The 17,198-nt window shown below is 49.8% G+C and carries 15 protein-coding genes; 6 read left to right on the top strand and 9 right to left on the bottom strand.

Annotated features, from left to right (window positions below; translation table 11 throughout):
* Position 1: 1 nt before the first annotated feature.
* Positions 2-1,741: an ABC transporter ATP-binding protein gene (locus tag M1Q06_RS05520; protein WP_434402138.1), complete on the bottom strand. Its 1,740-nt coding sequence runs from the start codon at positions 1,739-1,741 to the stop codon at positions 2-4.
* Between the two features lie 519 nt (positions 1,742-2,260).
* Here M1Q06_RS05520 and M1Q06_RS05515 point away from each other — a divergent pair.
* Positions 2,261-2,782 (top strand): universal stress protein, encoded by a 522-nt coding sequence (locus tag M1Q06_RS05515; protein ID WP_121301005.1) that lies wholly within the window; start codon positions 2,261-2,263, stop codon positions 2,780-2,782.
* Between the two features lie 172 nt (positions 2,783-2,954).
* A complete protein-coding gene (locus tag M1Q06_RS05510; protein WP_121301004.1) occupies positions 2,955-3,392 on the top strand; it encodes a phosphatase in 438 nt (145 codons plus the stop codon).
* Between the two features lie 49 nt (positions 3,393-3,441).
* Here M1Q06_RS05510 and kynB read toward each other — a convergent pair whose 3' ends face one another.
* Genes kynB through chrA form a run of 3 tightly spaced genes read right to left on the bottom strand, consistent with a single transcriptional unit; the run spans position 3,442 to position 6,545 of the window.
* Positions 3,442-4,065: an arylformamidase gene (gene kynB / locus M1Q06_RS05505; RefSeq protein ID WP_121301003.1), complete on the bottom strand. Its 624-nt coding sequence runs from the start codon at positions 4,063-4,065 to the stop codon at positions 3,442-3,444.
* Entirely contained in the window at positions 4,066-5,307 is a 1,242-nt protein-coding gene (kynU, locus tag M1Q06_RS05500) for a kynureninase (RefSeq protein WP_121301115.1), read from the bottom strand.
* A gap of 29 nt (positions 5,308-5,336) precedes the next feature.
* Entirely contained in the window at positions 5,337-6,545 is a 1,209-nt protein-coding gene (chrA, locus tag M1Q06_RS05495) for a chromate efflux transporter (protein ID WP_434402135.1), read from the bottom strand.
* 234 nt (positions 6,546-6,779) lie between these two features.
* Between chrA and M1Q06_RS05490 the strand changes: the two genes are divergently transcribed.
* From M1Q06_RS05490 to M1Q06_RS05480, 3 genes are all read left to right on the top strand, one after another.
* Positions 6,780-8,096, top strand: coding sequence for a hemolysin family protein (locus M1Q06_RS05490; RefSeq protein ID WP_434402134.1), 1,317 nt, complete (start codon positions 6,780-6,782; stop codon positions 8,094-8,096).
* A gap of 74 nt (positions 8,097-8,170) precedes the next feature.
* Positions 8,171-9,064: a cation diffusion facilitator family transporter gene (locus tag M1Q06_RS05485; protein ID WP_434402132.1), complete on the top strand. Its 894-nt coding sequence runs from the start codon at positions 8,171-8,173 to the stop codon at positions 9,062-9,064.
* Positions 9,057-9,620: a hypothetical protein gene (locus tag M1Q06_RS05480; RefSeq protein WP_434402130.1), complete on the top strand. Its 564-nt coding sequence runs from the start codon at positions 9,057-9,059 to the stop codon at positions 9,618-9,620. Before M1Q06_RS05485 ends, M1Q06_RS05480 begins: the two co-directional genes overlap by 8 nt.
* 50 nt (positions 9,621-9,670) lie before the next feature.
* On the opposite strand, the gene M1Q06_RS05475 is transcribed toward M1Q06_RS05480, so the two are convergent.
* Complete coding sequence (locus tag M1Q06_RS05475; protein ID WP_121301383.1) at positions 9,671-10,729, bottom strand: mechanosensitive ion channel family protein; 1,059 nt, start codon at positions 10,727-10,729, stop codon at positions 9,671-9,673.
* A 69-nt stretch (positions 10,730-10,798) separates the two neighbouring features.
* On the bottom strand, positions 10,799-12,109 hold the full coding sequence (locus M1Q06_RS05470; RefSeq protein WP_434402128.1) for a DUF2254 domain-containing protein: 1,311 nt from the start codon (positions 12,107-12,109) through the stop codon (positions 10,799-10,801).
* A 391-nt stretch (positions 12,110-12,500) separates the two neighbouring features.
* Between M1Q06_RS05470 and rsgA the strand changes: the two genes are divergently transcribed.
* The gene (gene rsgA, locus M1Q06_RS05465; RefSeq protein ID WP_434402126.1) at positions 12,501-13,556 is read left to right on the top strand and encodes a ribosome small subunit-dependent GTPase A; all 1,056 of its coding nucleotides are present in this window, start codon (positions 12,501-12,503) and stop codon (positions 13,554-13,556) included.
* Positions 13,557-13,597: 41 nt separating this feature from the next.
* On the opposite strand, the gene M1Q06_RS05460 is transcribed toward rsgA, so the two are convergent.
* From M1Q06_RS05460 to M1Q06_RS05450, 3 genes are all read right to left on the bottom strand, one after another.
* Complete coding sequence (locus M1Q06_RS05460) at positions 13,598-14,233, bottom strand: response regulator transcription factor (protein ID WP_121301386.1); 636 nt, start codon at positions 14,231-14,233, stop codon at positions 13,598-13,600.
* 12 nt (positions 14,234-14,245) lie between these two features.
* The gene (locus tag M1Q06_RS05455) at positions 14,246-15,355 is read right to left on the bottom strand and encodes a GAF domain-containing sensor histidine kinase (protein ID WP_121301387.1); all 1,110 of its coding nucleotides are present in this window, start codon (positions 15,353-15,355) and stop codon (positions 14,246-14,248) included.
* Positions 15,356-15,447: 92 nt separating this feature from the next.
* Complete coding sequence (locus tag M1Q06_RS05450; RefSeq protein WP_434402123.1) at positions 15,448-17,148, bottom strand: phospho-sugar mutase; 1,701 nt, start codon at positions 17,146-17,148, stop codon at positions 15,448-15,450.
* Positions 17,149-17,198: the final 50 nt, after the last annotated feature.

Genomic DNA, 17,198 nt, shown 5'->3' with positions numbered 1-17,198 from the left:
CTTATTGCACCTCCCCGATTTGCTGGCGGAGGAATTGTTCATGATACCAGCCTTGTTTTGCCACTAATTTCTCGTGCGTGCCTTCTTCGATGATGCGCCCATCATCCAGCACGACGATCCAATCGGCGTGTTTGACGGCAGACAACCGGTGCGTCGTGATGATCGTCGTCTTGCCTGCCCGTTCGCGTTGGATGTTCTCGATGATTTTGGCTTCCGTCTTGGCATCGACTGCCGAGAGGGAATCATCCAAAATGAGGATTTCAGGATTTTTGATAATCGCCCGCGCAATCGAAATGCGTTGCTTTTGCCCGCCGGATAGTGCGACGCCTTTTTCACCGACTAGCGTCTCAAGACCGTTCGGCAGCATGGCCAAATCTTTTTCGAAATAGGACAGCTTGATGGCCTGGGACACTTCCTCTTCTGTCGCATCCGCTTTTCCGAACAGGATGTTCTCGAGGATGGTCCGTGAAAATAGGACGTGATCCTGCGGGACATAGCCGACCCAATCGCGCAATTGCGCTTTGCTTAGTTCATTGATTTCGATGCCGTTCATCGTTAACGACCCTTCACCTGTTGGGTATTCCTTCAGCAGCTGTTTGACGAAAGTCGTTTTGCCGCTTCCCGTCTTGCCGACGATGCCGAGCGTCTGACCGCTGTTCATCGATAAATTGATGCCTTGAAGGTTGATCGATGTCGACTGTGGATATGTGAAACCGAAATCGCGGAAGCCGATGCGCTCCGGATAGCCGGTTTCTTTTGTCGTTTTCGGGTCGACGACGTCTTCTTCGTAATCCAAAGTTTCATTGACGCGGTCGATCGATGCGTTGCCGCGCTGCAGGATATTGATCAGTTCACCGATCGCAAACATCGGCCAGACAATCATGCCGAGATAAACGTTAAAGGCAACCAAATCACCCAAAGTCATCGTCCCTTCGGACACCAGAAACGCGCCATAACCGAGGCCGATGACATAACTGATGCCCGTCAGTACTTTCGTAACCGGCGCGAACAAGGCATCGATGCGCTCGACCGCCATATTCTTTTCATAGACATCTTGCGTCATGTCTTGGAATTCCTTTTCAGATGAACGTTCCTGCACATATGCCCGAACGACGCGGACGCCGCCGACCGATTCCAAGACGCTGTCGTTCATATCACCGAATGCGTCCTGCGCCAAGGTGTAGCGCTCGTGTATTTTCTTACCGAGCAATTGGACGACAATCGCGAGCACCGGCAATGGCAAAATGGCCAAAAACGTCAATTCCCATGACACAAGAATCCCCATTGCCACGATGATCGTCGCCATGTATAAAGTCGAGTCGACAAGCGTCAAGATCCCGAATCCTGCCGTCTCGGAAATCGCCTTTAAATCATTGGTCGAACGGGCCATCAAATCCCCCGTCCGGTTCTTCTCATAGAATGTCGGCGTCATCTTAAGGAAATGCCCCATCAAGCTTGAGCGCAATTGCCGTTCGATGACATAAGCCCCTCCGAACAATTGGTATTGCCAAATGAAATTAATGACATAAGCCAGCACCATCGCCACAAGTAAAACGACGACATACTGCCACAGCAGTTCACTGGTCAATTCCTGCTGTGCGATGGCATCGATAGCCACGCCAATCAGCCACGGCGGCACGATTTCGAGAATATTCGCTACAAATAAGAGCACCACTGCGATAGTGTAGCGCAGCCAGTTTTCTTTAAAAAACCATTTTAATTTCCATAAAACATCAAACATACATTACGCCTTCTTTCCATTTTCAGTTTTGCTAATCGCCTTCAAGCGATTCCTTGATCAGTGCTTTTTTCACATGAGGCTTTTCCATAATGCTTCTCTCCCTTAGTTTCGATTATTTATTTAAGCAGCCAAGCTGTTTAAACCACACAAAAAGAGCGCATACCTGTTTTCAGGCATGCGCTCTTGAAAATAGGACTGGATGCACAGACCCAACCCGAATATTTCTAGTCACGAAGTAAATAGCAATGAAAAATCATCGGAGTGCCTGGCAATGCTATGCAATTGGTGTTTAACGCCTTTTGAATTTTTTTCATTGTCCAAACCTCCTTTTCCATATATTTGTTAGTTCAAGAGTACCACTCGTTTTTTTGAATTGTCAAGCTATTTCGAATCAAAACAATAATTCAGCCAAAAGTCGTACTGCTGCTCCTCCCACTACCGCCAGTTGTGCCTGAAAGGTTTGCGGCTACAATATTTGGGGGAACAAGAGAATAACAGTAAATTGAGGCGGTGAAAGAAATGTATAAGAATATTGCAATCGCATACGACGGGTCGGAAGGCAGCCGGCTGGCACTGGAGAAAGGCATAGAACTTTCCAAGATTCTTCCAGAATCTAAGCTGACGGTCATCTATGTCAATGAAGAAGCGCAGGAACGCACAGGCTATATGGATGTGGGGCATGCTTCCGCACCGGTCACTTCTGCAAACGTCGACAGTTCATATGCACAGTTCATGCCGCAGGGAATCGGAGATGATGGCTACCGGCCGCCGCAGGAAGTGGACACGGCCCGCGCATCGGAATATTCGAAGCATATGCACAACTCGATTCAACAGCAGCTCGACGCAAAAAATGCCGAAGCTTCCGTTCTTGCACTGGAAGGTCCGGTCATCAAGACAATCACTGGATTTGTCGATGAGCAAAATATCGATCTATTGATTGTCGGCAATAGCGGGAAATCTGGATTGCAGAAATTCTTTGTCGGTTCTGTCAGCAGCAAGCTGATCAAAGATTCAAATTCTACCGTTCTTGTGGTGAAATGATCCCCCTAGGATGTGGACTTCCCCCATCCTGAGGGGGATGTTTATTTTTATGACATATTTTTGACATAATTTAATGAATATCATATATTTATCTGTTTGCCGGATTCCCTACATGGGTAAAGAATACTAATTAAACCAGCTGGAAAATAAAGAAAGGAAGAAGGGGTCAGCCATGCCGAGACATACTGTATATTTTCTATCATCACATCAACATCGCGGGCTGATGGCTGAAATTTGGGCGAGCCGCTTAATGCTGCCGGACTGGGACATCAGAAGTGCGGCATGGAACCAACCATCTTTCAACGACATTCCGATAGAAGTCCTCAAAGAAATCATCTTGGAGATTCCGCCAGTCGAGCAGCGCTTGTACAATCCGGACGAGGTGAAACAGGCGGATTTGATTATTGCCCTGCATGACGGGGAATTCGAACAAGCTGATATACCCGACGATTTGCCGATGCAGAAATTGGTGCGCTGGGATATCCCGAACCCCGAAATCCGCAGTACAGACAATGACGAGAAATGGGCTTTATACCAGGAAGTCTGCGATGCCATTGCGATGAACATCAAACAAATGGAACCGATTCTCAGGTCACAGCCTACACAATGAAAAACTATAGCAAAAAAGCCGCCATTCGGTTTGAATGGCGGCTTTTTCCTTATTCTGTGTAAAGCACGGCACGCACAGGGCTTCCTTCCCCGCCGCGGATCTTCAAAGGCAACGCAGCAAGTTTGTAGACACCCGGCGCAACCTCATCCAACACAATGCCTTCCAAGATAAAGCGCTCGTTGCGGTTCATCGCATGATGCATCGGCAGCTCTTTGCTCGTCTCAGGGTCCACTGACGGTACATCGACACCGAGCAGGCGGACGCCTTGTTCTTTCATCCATTCGGCGATCGCCGGGTCGAATACCGGCCAAGCTCCAGGAAACGCGCTGCGGTCTTGCCACGCGGCCGTCTTCAACAGTACAGCATTGACGCCATGCGCAAGCTCATCCAGATCAGCCAATTGCACTTGTTCATGACCCGACACGTCCATCACTTGAGCTGTCGTCAAATAGACATCAAGCGGCAATTCGTCAGTCTTCAAGCCATTTTCATCGTAATGGAACGGCGCGTCAATATGCGTGCCGATATGCGTGCTTGACTTGAGTTCGCCGATATTCACCGAGCCGCTCTCTTCTTTCGTGACCGATAAACGATAGGAAAACGGCGTATCTCCCGGCCATTCAGGAGTTGAATTGTCCAGTGCCATCGAAATGTCTATGATCGATTTTGTCATTTACGCCACCACATTTCGTTCGTTGCTGAATTCTTTGTAAAGCTCGTGCTCGATAATATCCTGCAAAGCGAGCGCTACTTTCTCCACATCTTCAAAACTCGTGTAGAAGGCGATTGGCGCAAGGCGTATAATATCCGGCGCACGGAAGTCCGGGACGATCCCTGCTTTCTTCAACGCTTTGCAGATTCGCGCCGCTTCCGGGTGCGCAAGCGCGATATGGCCACCGCGCTGTCCATCCACTTTGGGCGTAACATCTATTAAAGAAGGCACGAGCGCCGCAAGCCTCTCGCGCAGCATCGTCGTCAATTCCAGCGATTTGCTGCGGATCTTATCGATCCCTGCTTCTTCGAATAATTCCAGGCTGCCAATTAGCGGTGCCATGCTGAAGATATTCGGCGTGCCGACCTGATAAGCTCCGGCTCCTTCCGCTTTCGTGAAGCTATGGTCCATGTCGAATTGCTTCGCCTTGTCCGAACCAAACCAGCCGGCTATTCCAGGATTCAAATCGTGATGGCGCTCATGCAAATACAAGCCGCCTGTACCGCCGGGACCTGAATTCATGTATTTATAATGGCACCAGACAGCAAAATCCACGCCGTCTTCATGCAAGTCATGCGGCATGGCGCCTGCTGAGTGAGCCAAGTCGAATCCTGCGATGATGCCGTGCTTGTGTGCAGCTTGCGTAATCTCAGGGATCGGCAGCAATTGGCCGCTTCGATAAAGGACCGACGGCAACAACAGGACCGCCACATCGTCTTTCATTTCCGCTAAAATATCTTCCAGCTCGAGCGTGTAGCCGTCACGGCTTGATACTTTGCGCATTGCGATGGCAGGATCTTGCCCGCGCAGGCGCAAATGGCTCTCCACTGCATAAATGTCCGATGGGAAATTCAGCTCGTCGACCAAGATGACGAAACGCTCATCAGTCGGCGCATAGACCGTCGACAGCATCTGGTGGATATTCGACGTGATCGAGCCGGTGACCATCACTTCGTGTGCTTTCGCCCCGAACAATGGCGCTGCTTTCTCGCTCAGCGTCTCTGCCAGCGTAAACCATGGATGTTCGCCTTCTGTCCAGCCCTCGATACCGAATTGTTTCCAGCTGTCCATGAGCGCAATCAGCTTTGTTTCAGCACGCTTTGACATCAGGCCGAGCGAATTCCCGTCCATATAAATCGTTCCTGGTTCTACAAAAAACTCTTCTTTGAATTTAGCCAATGGATCTTGTTGGTCTCTCTGCATTGCCGTTTCCAAATCTCATCTCTCCATTCCTATAGAGCATAAGCCAGCGCACCGAGAAGCGCCGTAATCAAAACGACTTTCCACGGAGCCAGTTTCAAATAGACTAACATTCCGAAGGCGGCAATCGCAATGGCGAAGTCGACCGGCCCTTGAATGGCGGAAGTGAAAACCGGGTCATATAGCGCCGCCAGCAAAATGCCGACAACTCCAGCATTGATGCCTTTTAAGGCTGCTTGGATGCCGGGCTTCGTGCGGATGACGCTCCAAAACGGCAAGGTTCCGATGACCAACAAAAATGACGGCAAGAACATTGCGATGACCGCGATCAACACGCCGCCAGCCCCGTTCATCAATTGCCCCAAATAAGCAGACAAAGTAAACAATGGCCCCGGAACGGCCTGTGCCGCCCCGTATCCGGCGATAAAGGCGTCTGCCGTCATCCATTCAGGCACGACTTCACGCTCAAGCATCGGCAAGACGACATGGCCCCCGCCAAAGACGATCGCGCCGACACGATAGAAAATGTCAAAAATCGCAAACGCGCTCGATTCGATGAACGGTCGCAATAACGGCAAGCCGATCAGCAATGCCCCGAAAATCCCCCAAGCGGCGAGACCGGTCTTTTTGCCGAAGGTCAAGGCGAGCTTGACGGCCTCAGGCGCCTGTTCTCTCCGGTACAATAAAAATCCGATGACGCCCGTCAATAGAATGACAATAATTTGTGCCCAGGCGGTCGGCACCAGCAAAATGGCGATGGCCGCACCAAAGGCGATCATCAGCCGCTGAACATCCGGTGTCAGTGATTTCCCCATGCCGAGCAAGGCATGCGCGACGACCGCGACGGCGACAATCTTCAAGCCTTGCAGCCAGGCAATATCGACCGAACCACTGCTGATCAGCATGGCGAAAATCATCAAGGCAATGACAGAAGGCAAAGTAAACCCGAGCCAGGATAAAAATCCGCCCATGATCCCTCCGCGCAGCATGCCGATCGAGATGCCGACCTGCGAACTGGCAGGACCCGGCAAGAATTGGCATAACGCCACCAAGTCTGCATACGCTTTATCGTCCAACCATTTTCTTCTATGTACATATTCATCACGGAAATAGCCGATATGGGCGGCCGGCCCGCCAAACGAGGTCAAACCCAGTTTGGTCGATGCTTTCAGGATTTCCACCCAGCGTTCTTTTCGCTTCACTATCCATCTCCCTTTCTCTTTTGGATTCTTCTCTATCATAACGGTTTGCTTATATGTTTCAATATTAAATCCATGTAAATGTTTTTCACTGAATAATTAGTCTTTTTGGTGGTATACTTTTAGAAAGCTCTACCTGCCACAAAAAGGACGGGATCCCCCCATGGATATGCTATGCATTTGCTAGCGGGAATCGCCATCATTTCTATCATCTTTCATTTTCAGGAGGTGCAAACTTTGCGTCCTTCCCTAACAGGACCGGCGCAAAGGAGTCATTTGGACATACCTTTACGAATTGCGGCGATCGCCGCTTTGATCGGTTCTGCCGCATTTTTTTCTGCGTGCGAATACGCAATCGTCAATATCCGCACAGCGCGTCTTGATGAATCGATTGCGACTAATAAAAAACAAGCGCAAGCCGCTGTAAAAATTGCGGGGCAGGCCGATACGTATCTATTCGCCTGCCAAGTAGGCATCGCCTTATCGGTGCTTGGGCTCGGCTGGGTAGGTCATGCACTCGTACAGGAATCGATCCAGCCCATTGCCGAAAATCTCGGATTGCCGTCAGCAAGCGCTGGTTGGATAAGCTTTTTGGCGGCTTTTCTGGGAGTAGCTTTGCTATTGGTCGTGTTCGGCGAGTTGTTTCCGAAGACCTTCGCCATCCGCAATCCAGATCGTATCATCCTGTTGTTCGCCAGACCGCTTGTTTTTGCATACTGGCTTTTGTTCCCATTCATTTTCCTATTCAGTGCTATCGCCCGCTTGATTTCTAGGTTGTTCGGCATCCAAAAATTATCGCGCAGCGAAATGGGCCATACCGAAGAAGAATTGAAATTGTTGTTATCCGAAAGCCTGAAAAGCGGCGAAATCAACGCATCTGAATTTGATTATGTCAATCGCATCTTCGAATTCGATGAACGCATCGCCAAAGAGATCATGGTGCCACGGATGGAAATGAGCACGATTGCCCACGACTTGGGCTTACGCGATGTGTTTGCATTAGAAGGAATCGAGCAATTCACGCGCTATCCGATCACGGACGGCGATAAAGACCATGTTCTTGGGGTCGTCAATATGAAGCATTTATTAAGCGCTTACGTGAAAAATTCCGACACCGGAAACTTGCCTGTTTCCGCCTTTATCCAACCGGTCATCCAAGTCATCGAAACGATGCCGGTCAATGAGTTATTATTGAAGATCCAGCGCGAACGCATCCACATGGCCATTTTACGTGATGAATACGGCGGCACTTCGGGGCTTGTCACCATTGAAGACATACTTGAGGAAATTGTGGGCGATATCCAGGATGAATTCGATATCGATGAAGCACCGGACGTCCAAATTCTCGGTGAAGACCATTATATTTTCAATGCCAAATTATTGCTTGGTACCGTGAATGCCATTCTTGGGATTAACATCGACGAGGAAGATATCGATACGATCGGCGGCTGGTTTATGGACATGCATTTCGATGCAGTCGAAGGCCAGAAAATCATCGAGCAAGGTTACGAATTCCGCATCCAGGAAGTCGATGGCCATCATATCCTTTATTTAGAAGTTCAAAAAGCATCCGCTGAAGATCTTCCTGTATAATAGTATTTGCGATACGGCCCTCTTTGGAGGGTCGTTTCCGTTTTCCCCACAATCCAATCTGGAGATGAAGTGCAATGGAATTATACGATAATCTCCGCAAAGGAGAAAAAGGCGCATGGCTTAGCATCGGAGCTTATCTGTTTTTAAGCGCCATCAAACTCGCCGTCGGGTTTTGGGGCGGATCTGAAGCGTTGAAAGCAGATGGATTGAACAACGTCACCGACATCGTCGCTTCTGTCGCTGTGCTGATCGGATTGAGGATCTCCCAAAAGCCGCCGGATAACAACCATCATTACGGCCATTTGAAAGCAGAGACAATCGCATCCCTATTGGCTTCATTCATCATGGCTGTCATCGGCCTTCAAGTGCTGTTGAATTCAGTGAGGACGGTGTTTAACCCAGCACTCGAACCGCCTTCTCCGCTGACCGCTATTGTCGCGTTTTTTTCGGCAGCCATCATGTACGGCGTTTACCGCTATAACTTGAAGTTGAGCCAGGAAATCAAAAGTTCAGCCATCCGGGCCGCTGCCTACGATAATCGTTCGGATGCGCTTGTCAGCATCGGCGCCGGGATCGGCATCATCGGGGCCATCCTCGGGGCGCCGCTAATCGATTCGATCACAGCCTTTCTTGTCGGGCTCATCATTATCAAAACGGCTTTGGATATTTTCCGCGAATCGGTGATGACCTTAACCGACGCGTTTGATGAAGAAGCCGTCGAATCGCTTTCGGTGGTCATTCGACGCGTTCCGGGCGTACTGGACTTGCGTGATTTCAAAGGGCGTACCCACGGCAATGTCATGTTCATCGACTTGACCGTTAGCGTCGCACCATATTTGAATGTGGTCGAAAGCCATTGGATCACCGAAGAAATCGAGCGGAAAATCCAGAAAGTGAAACCAAATTGCGTCGTCCTCGTACATATAGAACCCGATTACTCGATAGAGGAGGACGAAGAGGATGGTTGATTTTTACGATCAGAAAAAAATTATTTTGGTGACATTCGGTATCATATTACTCATTTCCGCTCTATTTGTTCCAGCTGCCGTGTTCTACCCGGCAAAAGTCGTGACCATTACACCGGAGGCGGAAATCGTCGGCACGTCGTTCTGGTCGCTCGTGCTTGGCGGCGCAGGCATTGTGCTCCTTGCGATTTCTTTATTCATTGCAGCGCTGATTGAACAACCAGTGAAATCCTGGCTATTATCTGGCGCTGTCGCCATCATCGGGCTCGTATCGATCGCCTTTTCGCTTGGCGATTATTACTATATGACCCGTGATAGCTTCACGTACAACCCGCCTCTCTCCTTCAATTCCTCCACCTATACATGGGAAGAGTTTGAAAGGATCGAAGAACGACTTCAAAAACAAGACGGGACCAATTCGATCGAATCGGTCGCCTATTATTTCCGCGACGGCGACATGGTCGAATTCTCCAGCGGCCGGATTTTTGAAATGCACAACGACTTAGCTCGCCGCGTCGAAGCGGCAGGAGGCGAATTCACCCGTATCCAACCACAATAACAGAGAAAAACGCCTGATCTTTTTGAGATCAGGCGTTTTTTCTCATGCTTTTATTCTGTTCTTTCGCCCGGTAAAGACGCAAGGCGAATGCCGTGTTCTACAAACAAGGCAGCGATGCCGTGGCGGATCCGGCTTTCTAAGCGGTCTTTCATTTCGACATTGAGGACACGCGCTTCCACTTGGAAATCCATCGAGGAATTACGAAAATCGATGAATTGGGCATCAGGCTTTTCATCAGGCACGCCTGCAACTTTCGTGATTTCGCGTTCCGCCGCTTGCACCAGCAATTCCGAGACCAATTCCGTGTCGCATCCGTACTCGACACTGACGACTACACGCGCGAACAGCTTTGCGCCCGAGCGGTTCTTGACAATCTGTTCGATGAAGTACTGGTTCGGCACAACAAGCGTCCCATCTTTATTTGTTTCAACGATTGTCGAGCGTAATTTGATTTTCGTGATACGCCCGATTTTCTTGTCGATTTCAACCATTTCCCCGACTTCCATCGGCCGTTCAAATAAAATGATGATACCTGAGACAAAGTTCGCGGCGATGTTTCGGACGCCGAAACCGATGCCGATCCCGAGCACACTGAAGACAATGCCGACTGCCCGCAGATCTAACCCAACGAGCGTGAAGCTGACTGCAATCGCCAGAAACATCACGGCATAATAAATGAGCCGGTTGATCGTATAGCTCATGCCCATTTCTACATCGAACTGCCCATAGACATATGGCATGACAAAACTATTGAATGCTTTAACGACGCGGCTCGAAAACGTGACGATCATGATGGCAACCACAATCAGCAAAATGGAGACGTCGACCCCTTCCGTTTCGTAAAAAGGCGTCGTCAGCCATTCTTCCTGCCCGAAATAAAACAAGAACAGCATAATGCTGCCGTAAAAGGCGACCCAATTCAGAATGTCTTCGAGAACTGGATAAATCCGCTCTTGATAACCATCATGCCTCACGATTCGTTTCAGCACGGCTTGGGCAATCCATTTGCCAATGAAGATCAATAATAAATAAAGAAAGAATAAGAAAAACTCAGTGACCGATAACTCCCTCAAAATGCCGATACCTTCAAATAATTGCGGATTTTTCATGATTCCTCCTTTCTCCACAGTGTTCCGAATGTGCTGCCTTTAATCAGAAGCCGATGCATTGAGTGCTATTCATGCTTCCTGATCAACTTGGTAATCGCTAAGCAAGATAGGTCTGCGATCCGTCGCTTGTGCCAGTGCGTCCAACTTCCCTTGGATGTAGCGCCGATCCAGACGCTTAAAGGGTGCGCCTTCCAAATGTTCGAGCAAGTGCAACTGAGTTTCCCAAATGGCTTCATGATGAGCTGATTCTGATAACTGCGTTGCATTCGTCAAAGATTCAACGATAGAAGCCACCACCGATACATCTTCTTTTCCGTAATGGATAAGTTGATGGAATGTAAGATACAGAAAATGTTCGAAAGTAAAAAAAGGATACCGCACACGATCTTTTTGTTCTTCATCCGTAATGGTAATCGCCCCGGTCTCCAGATGGCTTAATTTGCCGAGCAGCCGCCCAATTCGGATGATGATGCCATTCGCAGTATTCGGGTCGTTAATGCCTGGGGAAATCGCCCGAAGTGCCACTTCGACCATTTTTTGTATGGCGAAATCAAGATCTTGATCGGTCGTCCGTTCGGTACCAATGGTGATAAAACGATGTAAATCAATATCTTTCTGCTGATGCTGATAGACACGGAATAACGCCGTATTCTCATGGACATATGAACCGATGCCATGAAGAATTTCGACTTCCAGATTGTGCTCCACCGCATATTCCGTCAACTTGTCAAAATACAAGAACTGGATATACCCATCGTTTTCGGCAACAATCATTTTGGCAAAACCATCAGGATTCCATTCCGATTCGATTTCCATATCTTGCTGTTGTTTCTCACTATAGCTATCGATAATCCGTTCGGCATCTTGCTCAAGCTCTTCAATCAACTTCTCGACCTGCACATTCGTGGCGATATGGTGGATAAAATAAGCAAAAGTCGATAAACAGAAAAAGGCGATGACGATGCCGACAAAGGTCGAGATGACATCGTGGGTGTAAAGCGCGTCCCGCATGAACATCAGCGACAGCGTATTGTAAATGAACCCGCCTAAAAATACCCCTAACACACGCCATGTCAGGCGATCATGGACGAAGTTTTTTAATGTTCTCGGCGAAAACTGGGAAGAATACATCGTCAATACAACGAGAATCGTAGAAAATGTAAACGTCGTCATCGTCAACAGCGCACCTGCGAGCGCCCCCATGATCGTTTGGGCTAATTGCACATTCGTCAACAGGATGTCCGGGATAAATTCACGGTATTGCTGTATGACCAATAAATCCACATAGAAGAACGCAATGGACAATAATACGGCAAGGAAGCTATAGATAGCAGGAGTCACCCACAGTTTTTCCCGCCAATTGTAAAAGACTTTTTTCATGACTTCCCCCCTTAAAAGAATGATGGCCTATTCCCCTGTTCCCCTATTCCATTTGGGGCAAACGCTGGTACTATTTCACACTTCCCTTTTATTGAAGCAAGTGGAGACGATTAGGGGACAAACCTTAACGGCTGGATGCTATTGTCAAAATACTCTCAAAAAAATGTTGACCTCAACTTCATTTCCCATTATCATTAGCTTAACTAATGGAAAGAGGTGAGGCAGTATGGTGACAATTTCAGTTCGTGCAACCCGCAACTTAATGATGTTTGCTGTGATGTCTCCCTCTGTGTATCGCTGACGATACGTTTCTTTCCTATGCGCGGAGACCATGGCAGGCATCATTGCAGCCATGGTTTTTTATTATGCGTTTTTATAGGAGGAAATTACATTGTCAATTATCGAACAATACGGATGGAATGAATCATTCCAACAAGCATTGCCTGAACACAAAATACCGGGCCGCGTCATTCTCGAACATAAAAGCGGCTACCGCGTCATGACCGATTTCGGTGAATGGCCGGCTACTTTATCCGGAAATTACCGCCATAGCCACAGCCGCGATGAATTCCCGAGTGTCGGGGATTGGGTGGCGCTGGAACGAATGCCTGGAGAAGACAAAGGCATCATCCACCAGCTCCTGCCGAGAACATCGCGCTTTACCCGAAAAGCGGCCGGGGAAACGTCCGAGGTGCAGACCATTGCCGTCAACCTCGATTACGTCTTCCTGGTCATGTCGCTCAATCACGATTTTAATGTCCGGCGCCTTGAACGTTATATGGTCGCCGCTTGGGATTCCGGCGCCATGCCGGTCGTCGTGTTGACGAAAAGCGATCAATGCGAAGACCCTGCAGTTTACTTGAAAGAAGTCGCCGCTACTGCATTCGGCGTCGATGTATTTGCCGTGTCGGCCTTGACTGGGGCTGGCATGGAGGCCTTTGGTCGCTATTTAACGGACGGAAAAACAGGCGCTCTGCTCGGTTCTTCAGGGGTCGGCAAATCATCGCTCATCAACGCCTTAACCCAGAGCGATAAAATGGCGGTGCAGGACATTCGCGAAGACGACAGCAAAGGGCGGCACACGACGACCCACCGCGAACTCGTGCTGCTGCCGGGCGGCGGTTTATTGATCGACACGCCGGGCATGCGTGAATTCCAGCTGGCCGATTCTGCCGACGGACTTGAGTCTAGCTTCCAGGACATCACAAGCTTCGCTGCCGAATGTCGTTTCCGCGATTGCAGCCACCAACAAGAACCCGGCTGCCGCATCCAATCCGCACTCGCTTCTGGCGAATTGCCGGAAGACCGCTACACAAGCTATTTGAAATTGCTGCGTGAGCTCGACTATATCGAACGAAAAAGTGATGCTGCCAAACAACAGGCAGAACGCGCAGTGTGGAAACAGCGCACGAAAGAATACCGCAGCCGCCCTGTTAAGAAAAAATAAAAGCCTGCCGGATTTTCATCCGGCAGGCTTTTTTAATGTTTTCAATTGGCATATTCCGTCAGGCCGTGTTTAACCGCATAAAGTGCCGCTTGCGTCCGGTCCTGGACTTCGAGTTTGATGAAGATATTGGAAATATGCGTTTTCACCGTCTTCTCTGTCACGAACAAAGCAGACGCCACTTCCCGGTTGCTTTTCCCTTTGGTCAGCTCCGCGAGCACTTCCGCTTCCCTTGGCGTCAATGGATGCAACACATGCGGCGGTGGGTCTTCCGGCGCTTTTGCCAATTCCGACGAAGCTTTCGGGTGCAGCGTGTTCTCCCCGCGCATCAAGCTGCGTAGCGATTCGACCAGTTCGTCCGGCTCGATATCTTTCAGCTGATATCCTGCCGCCCCTGCCTCGATCGCCGGGAGGATATGGTCTCGGTCGGAAAAGCTCGTGAGCATCAAGACGATGATATCCGGATGAGACTCTTTGATTTTCCGAGTTGCCTGGATGCCGTCCATTTCAGGCATGACCAGATCCATCAAGACGATATCCGGCTGCAGCTCGCCCGCCATCTCGACAGCTTCGACGCCGTTCGCAGCCTCCCCCACCACTTCAATGTCTTTTTGGGTTTTCAGGAAAAACAGCAACCCTCTTCTTACTACGTGATGATCATCCGCAATCAATACTCTCATCTTGCCACTCCTTTAATACGGAATCCGTACCAGGATTTCCGTTCCTTTGCTTAATTCGCTAGACCAATCGGCCGTGCCGCCTTCTGCTTTCGCCCGGTCGCGAATGCTTTGTATGCCAATCGACGGGATCGCGCCGTGTGCAGGAGAAAAACCGAGTCCTTCGTCTTTGATGACCAATAAGACATCTGTCGGTGTAATTGTCACGTAAATTTGGGCAGCGCTTGTTCCCGCATGCTTGCGCACATTATTCAGTGCTTCCTGCGCAATGCGGAATAAGGTTTCTTCGGTACGCGACGGCAATTGAATCACGCCGGTCACTTTCGTTTCCATCGACAGCCCGAGCATTTCCCCGTACGCTTTGATGGCATCGATCAAGCCGCTCTCCAGCCCTTTTGGACGCAACTGCCAAATCAACGCCCTCATTTCGTTGAGCGCTTCCTGGCTGAGATGCTGGATGTCCCGAAACGTGCTTTTTTGCGCTTCATCTTCCGCCATTTCAATGCCGCCCCTCGCCGTCAACGTGACCGAAAACAACAGCTGATTGACGGAATCGTGCAAATCCCGCGCGAGCCGATTGCGTTCTTTGACGAGTGCCAGCTCTTGTTCCTGCTTAGTCAAGACGATGCGTTTGATGGCGGATCCGATTTGGAATGCGACCGATTCCAATAAGGCCAGTTCGTCTTTTGAAAAACGCACCGTATCGGCCGCAGCGATATTGAGCAAGCCGAATTTTTCCTTGCCAGATTGCAGCGGTACAGTCGCGTGATGCGAAATATTGCCGATTTTCCCATGTGCCGCTTTGGCGTTTTCGATGCGCTGGCAGGCGATGATATTCGACGCCTTTTCTAAATCGCCGTCGTGGTAGCGCTTGACGCACCAGCAGCCGCCTTTCGTCAAATGGCGGCAATCCCGCTCCTCGAGGGCATCCGGCAAATTGGCTTGCGCCACAAGTCTGTGCTTGCCTTTTTCGTCAATGAAAAAGATCCACGCCGTCTCGAAATTGGAGTTCTGCAGCAGCTTGTCGATCGCCCCGCCGAGCATGCGCTCCATATTCGTTTCTTCATTCAACAACTCCGCGATCTCTTTCAATAAAATGACGTCCGAATGCTGTTCAGGCACCATGGGCTGATCCCTCCTAGTTGCTATTGTAACGATAAGAACCGGTGTTTGCCTCATTCTTTCGAATGAAAAAGCTCCCTCTATGGGGAGCTTTTTCACCGATTCGCAACGATATCGAGAAATGATTCTTTCAATAGTTCGAGCTTTTCGTCGCTTTCCTGCTGGGTTGCTGCTTTGACGCCGAAATAGTATTTCACTTTCGGCTCGGTGCCGCTTGGGCGCACGCAGACCCACGAACCATCCGACAGGAAGTATTTCAGGACATTCGATTGCGGCAAGACGATCGCTTCACTCGTCCCCATATCGACAAGCGTCCGTGTCCGGCTGTCGTAGTCTTCGATTTTTTCGACCGCGATGCCGGCAATGGATTGCGGCGGCGCTGTGCGCAAGCCGTCGAGCAGCTGTGTGATTTCACGTGCCCCTTCGATGCCTTTTTTCGTCACTGAAACGAGCAATTCGCGGTAGAAGCCGTGGCGTTCGTAAAGTTCATTCAATACACCGTACAGATTTTTGCCTTGCTTCTTATAGAAGGCAGCCGCTTCGACCAATAGCAATGTCGCTTGCACGGCATCTTTATCGCGCGCAAAATCACGGATCAAATAGCCGTAGCTTTCCTCGTAGCCGAATAAGAAAGTGAATTCATGCTGCGCATCGTTTTCACGCAATTTTTCGCCGATGAATTTAAAGCCTGTCAACACGTCTTCGCTCTCTACGCCGTAGCTTCTAGCGACCGCTTCCCCGAATCCGGAAGTGACAATGGTCTTGAAGATGCGACCGTCTTCCGGCAATTCGCCTTTGGCTTTTTTCTGGCCCAATAAATATTCCAGCAAGATGCCGCCGGTTTGGTTACCCGTCAATAGTTCGTATTGCGTACCGGTCCAAACTGCCGCGCCGACGCGGTCGCCGTCCGGGTCGATGGCAATCAATAGATCTGCGGTCTGCTCTTCGCCGTATTTCCGGGCGAGGTCAAACGCCGATGATTCTTCCGGGTTCGGTGATTCTACCGTCGGGAATTCACCGTCCGGCGCCATTTGTTCTTTCACATAATTAACGCCGCTATAACCGGCTTCGTCAAACACACGGCGGACAGTCGCGCCTGATGCCCCGTGAAGCGGCGTAAAGACGACGCTGATTGGCTCAACGCTAGTTTCCTGCACCGTCAACACTTGGTCGATATAGGCGCGGTCGAGCTCTTCGCCGAGAATTTCCAACAAGGAGGAATCATACTCATCATTTTCGATTGCGAGTTCATCTTCCACTCGGCTAACAAATCCGATGACCTGGTCCGCTGCTTCGAGATCCAATTGTGCGCCGTCTTCGCCGTATACTTTATAGCCATTGTACTCAGGCGGGTTGTGGCTGGCGGTGATGACGATGCCCATGAAGGCATTCAATTCCCGCACCGTGAACGATAATTGCGGTGTCGTGCGCCCCGCTTCATACACATAAGCACGGATGCCGGCCGCTGCAAATGTACGTGCCGCTTCTTCGGCAAACTCCGGCGACATGCGGCGGCTGTCGAACGCAATCGCCACTCCGCGCTTCATCGCCTCTTCCCCGAAGCTTTCAATATAATCGGCGATGCCTTTTGATGCTTTTCTGACGGTATAGACGTTCATGCGGTTCGTGCCTGGGCCGATTTCGCCGCGCATCCCCCCTGTTCCGAATACCAAGTCCTGATAAAACGCATCTTCTGCCAGCTGCTCGTCTTCCGATAATAATTGCAGCTGCTGTTTCGTATCCACATCCAGCCCCTCGTGTCCAAGCCATTTTTGCATTCGTTGTTTCCATGTCATGGTTCATCCCTCCAATTACTTATCAGTTTACCAAATTTTCCGCAAAAAAG

Origin of the sequence: Planococcus sp. 11815, from assembly GCF_051096385.1 — a bacterium.
Taxonomy (GTDB): Bacteria; Bacillota; Bacilli; order Bacillales_A; family Planococcaceae; genus Planococcus; species Planococcus citreus.
This window is presented reverse-complemented; position numbering and strand designations above follow the sequence as displayed.

Coding starts and splice junctions, on each gene's coding strand:
- M1Q06_RS05520 (WP_434402138.1), bottom strand. CDS start 1,741: ATGTTTGATGTTTTATGGAAATTAAAATGGTTTTTTAAAGAAAACTGG.
- M1Q06_RS05515 (WP_121301005.1), top strand. CDS start 2,261: ATGTATAAGAATATTGCAATCGCATACGACGGGTCGGAAGGCAGCCGG.
- M1Q06_RS05510 (WP_121301004.1), top strand. CDS start 2,955: ATGCCGAGACATACTGTATATTTTCTATCATCACATCAACATCGCGGG.
- kynB (WP_121301003.1), bottom strand. CDS start 4,065: ATGACAAAATCGATCATAGACATTTCGATGGCACTGGACAATTCAACT.
- kynU (WP_121301115.1), bottom strand. CDS start 5,307: ATGCAGAGAGACCAACAAGATCCATTGGCTAAATTCAAAGAAGAGTTT.
- chrA (WP_434402135.1), bottom strand. CDS start 6,545: ATGATAGAGAAGAATCCAAAAGAGAAAGGGAGATGGATAGTGAAGCGA.
- M1Q06_RS05485 (WP_434402132.1), top strand. CDS start 8,171: ATGGAATTATACGATAATCTCCGCAAAGGAGAAAAAGGCGCATGGCTT.
- M1Q06_RS05480 (WP_434402130.1), top strand. CDS start 9,057: ATGGTTGATTTTTACGATCAGAAAAAAATTATTTTGGTGACATTCGGT.
- M1Q06_RS05475 (WP_121301383.1), bottom strand. CDS start 10,729: ATGAAAAATCCGCAATTATTTGAAGGTATCGGCATTTTGAGGGAGTTA.
- M1Q06_RS05470 (WP_434402128.1), bottom strand. CDS start 12,109: ATGAAAAAAGTCTTTTACAATTGGCGGGAAAAACTGTGGGTGACTCCT.
- M1Q06_RS05460 (WP_121301386.1), bottom strand. CDS start 14,233: ATGAGAGTATTGATTGCGGATGATCATCACGTAGTAAGAAGAGGGTTG.
- M1Q06_RS05455 (WP_121301387.1), bottom strand. CDS start 15,355: ATGGTGCCTGAACAGCATTCGGACGTCATTTTATTGAAAGAGATCGCG.
- M1Q06_RS05450 (WP_434402123.1), bottom strand. CDS start 17,148: ATGACATGGAAACAACGAATGCAAAAATGGCTTGGACACGAGGGGCTG.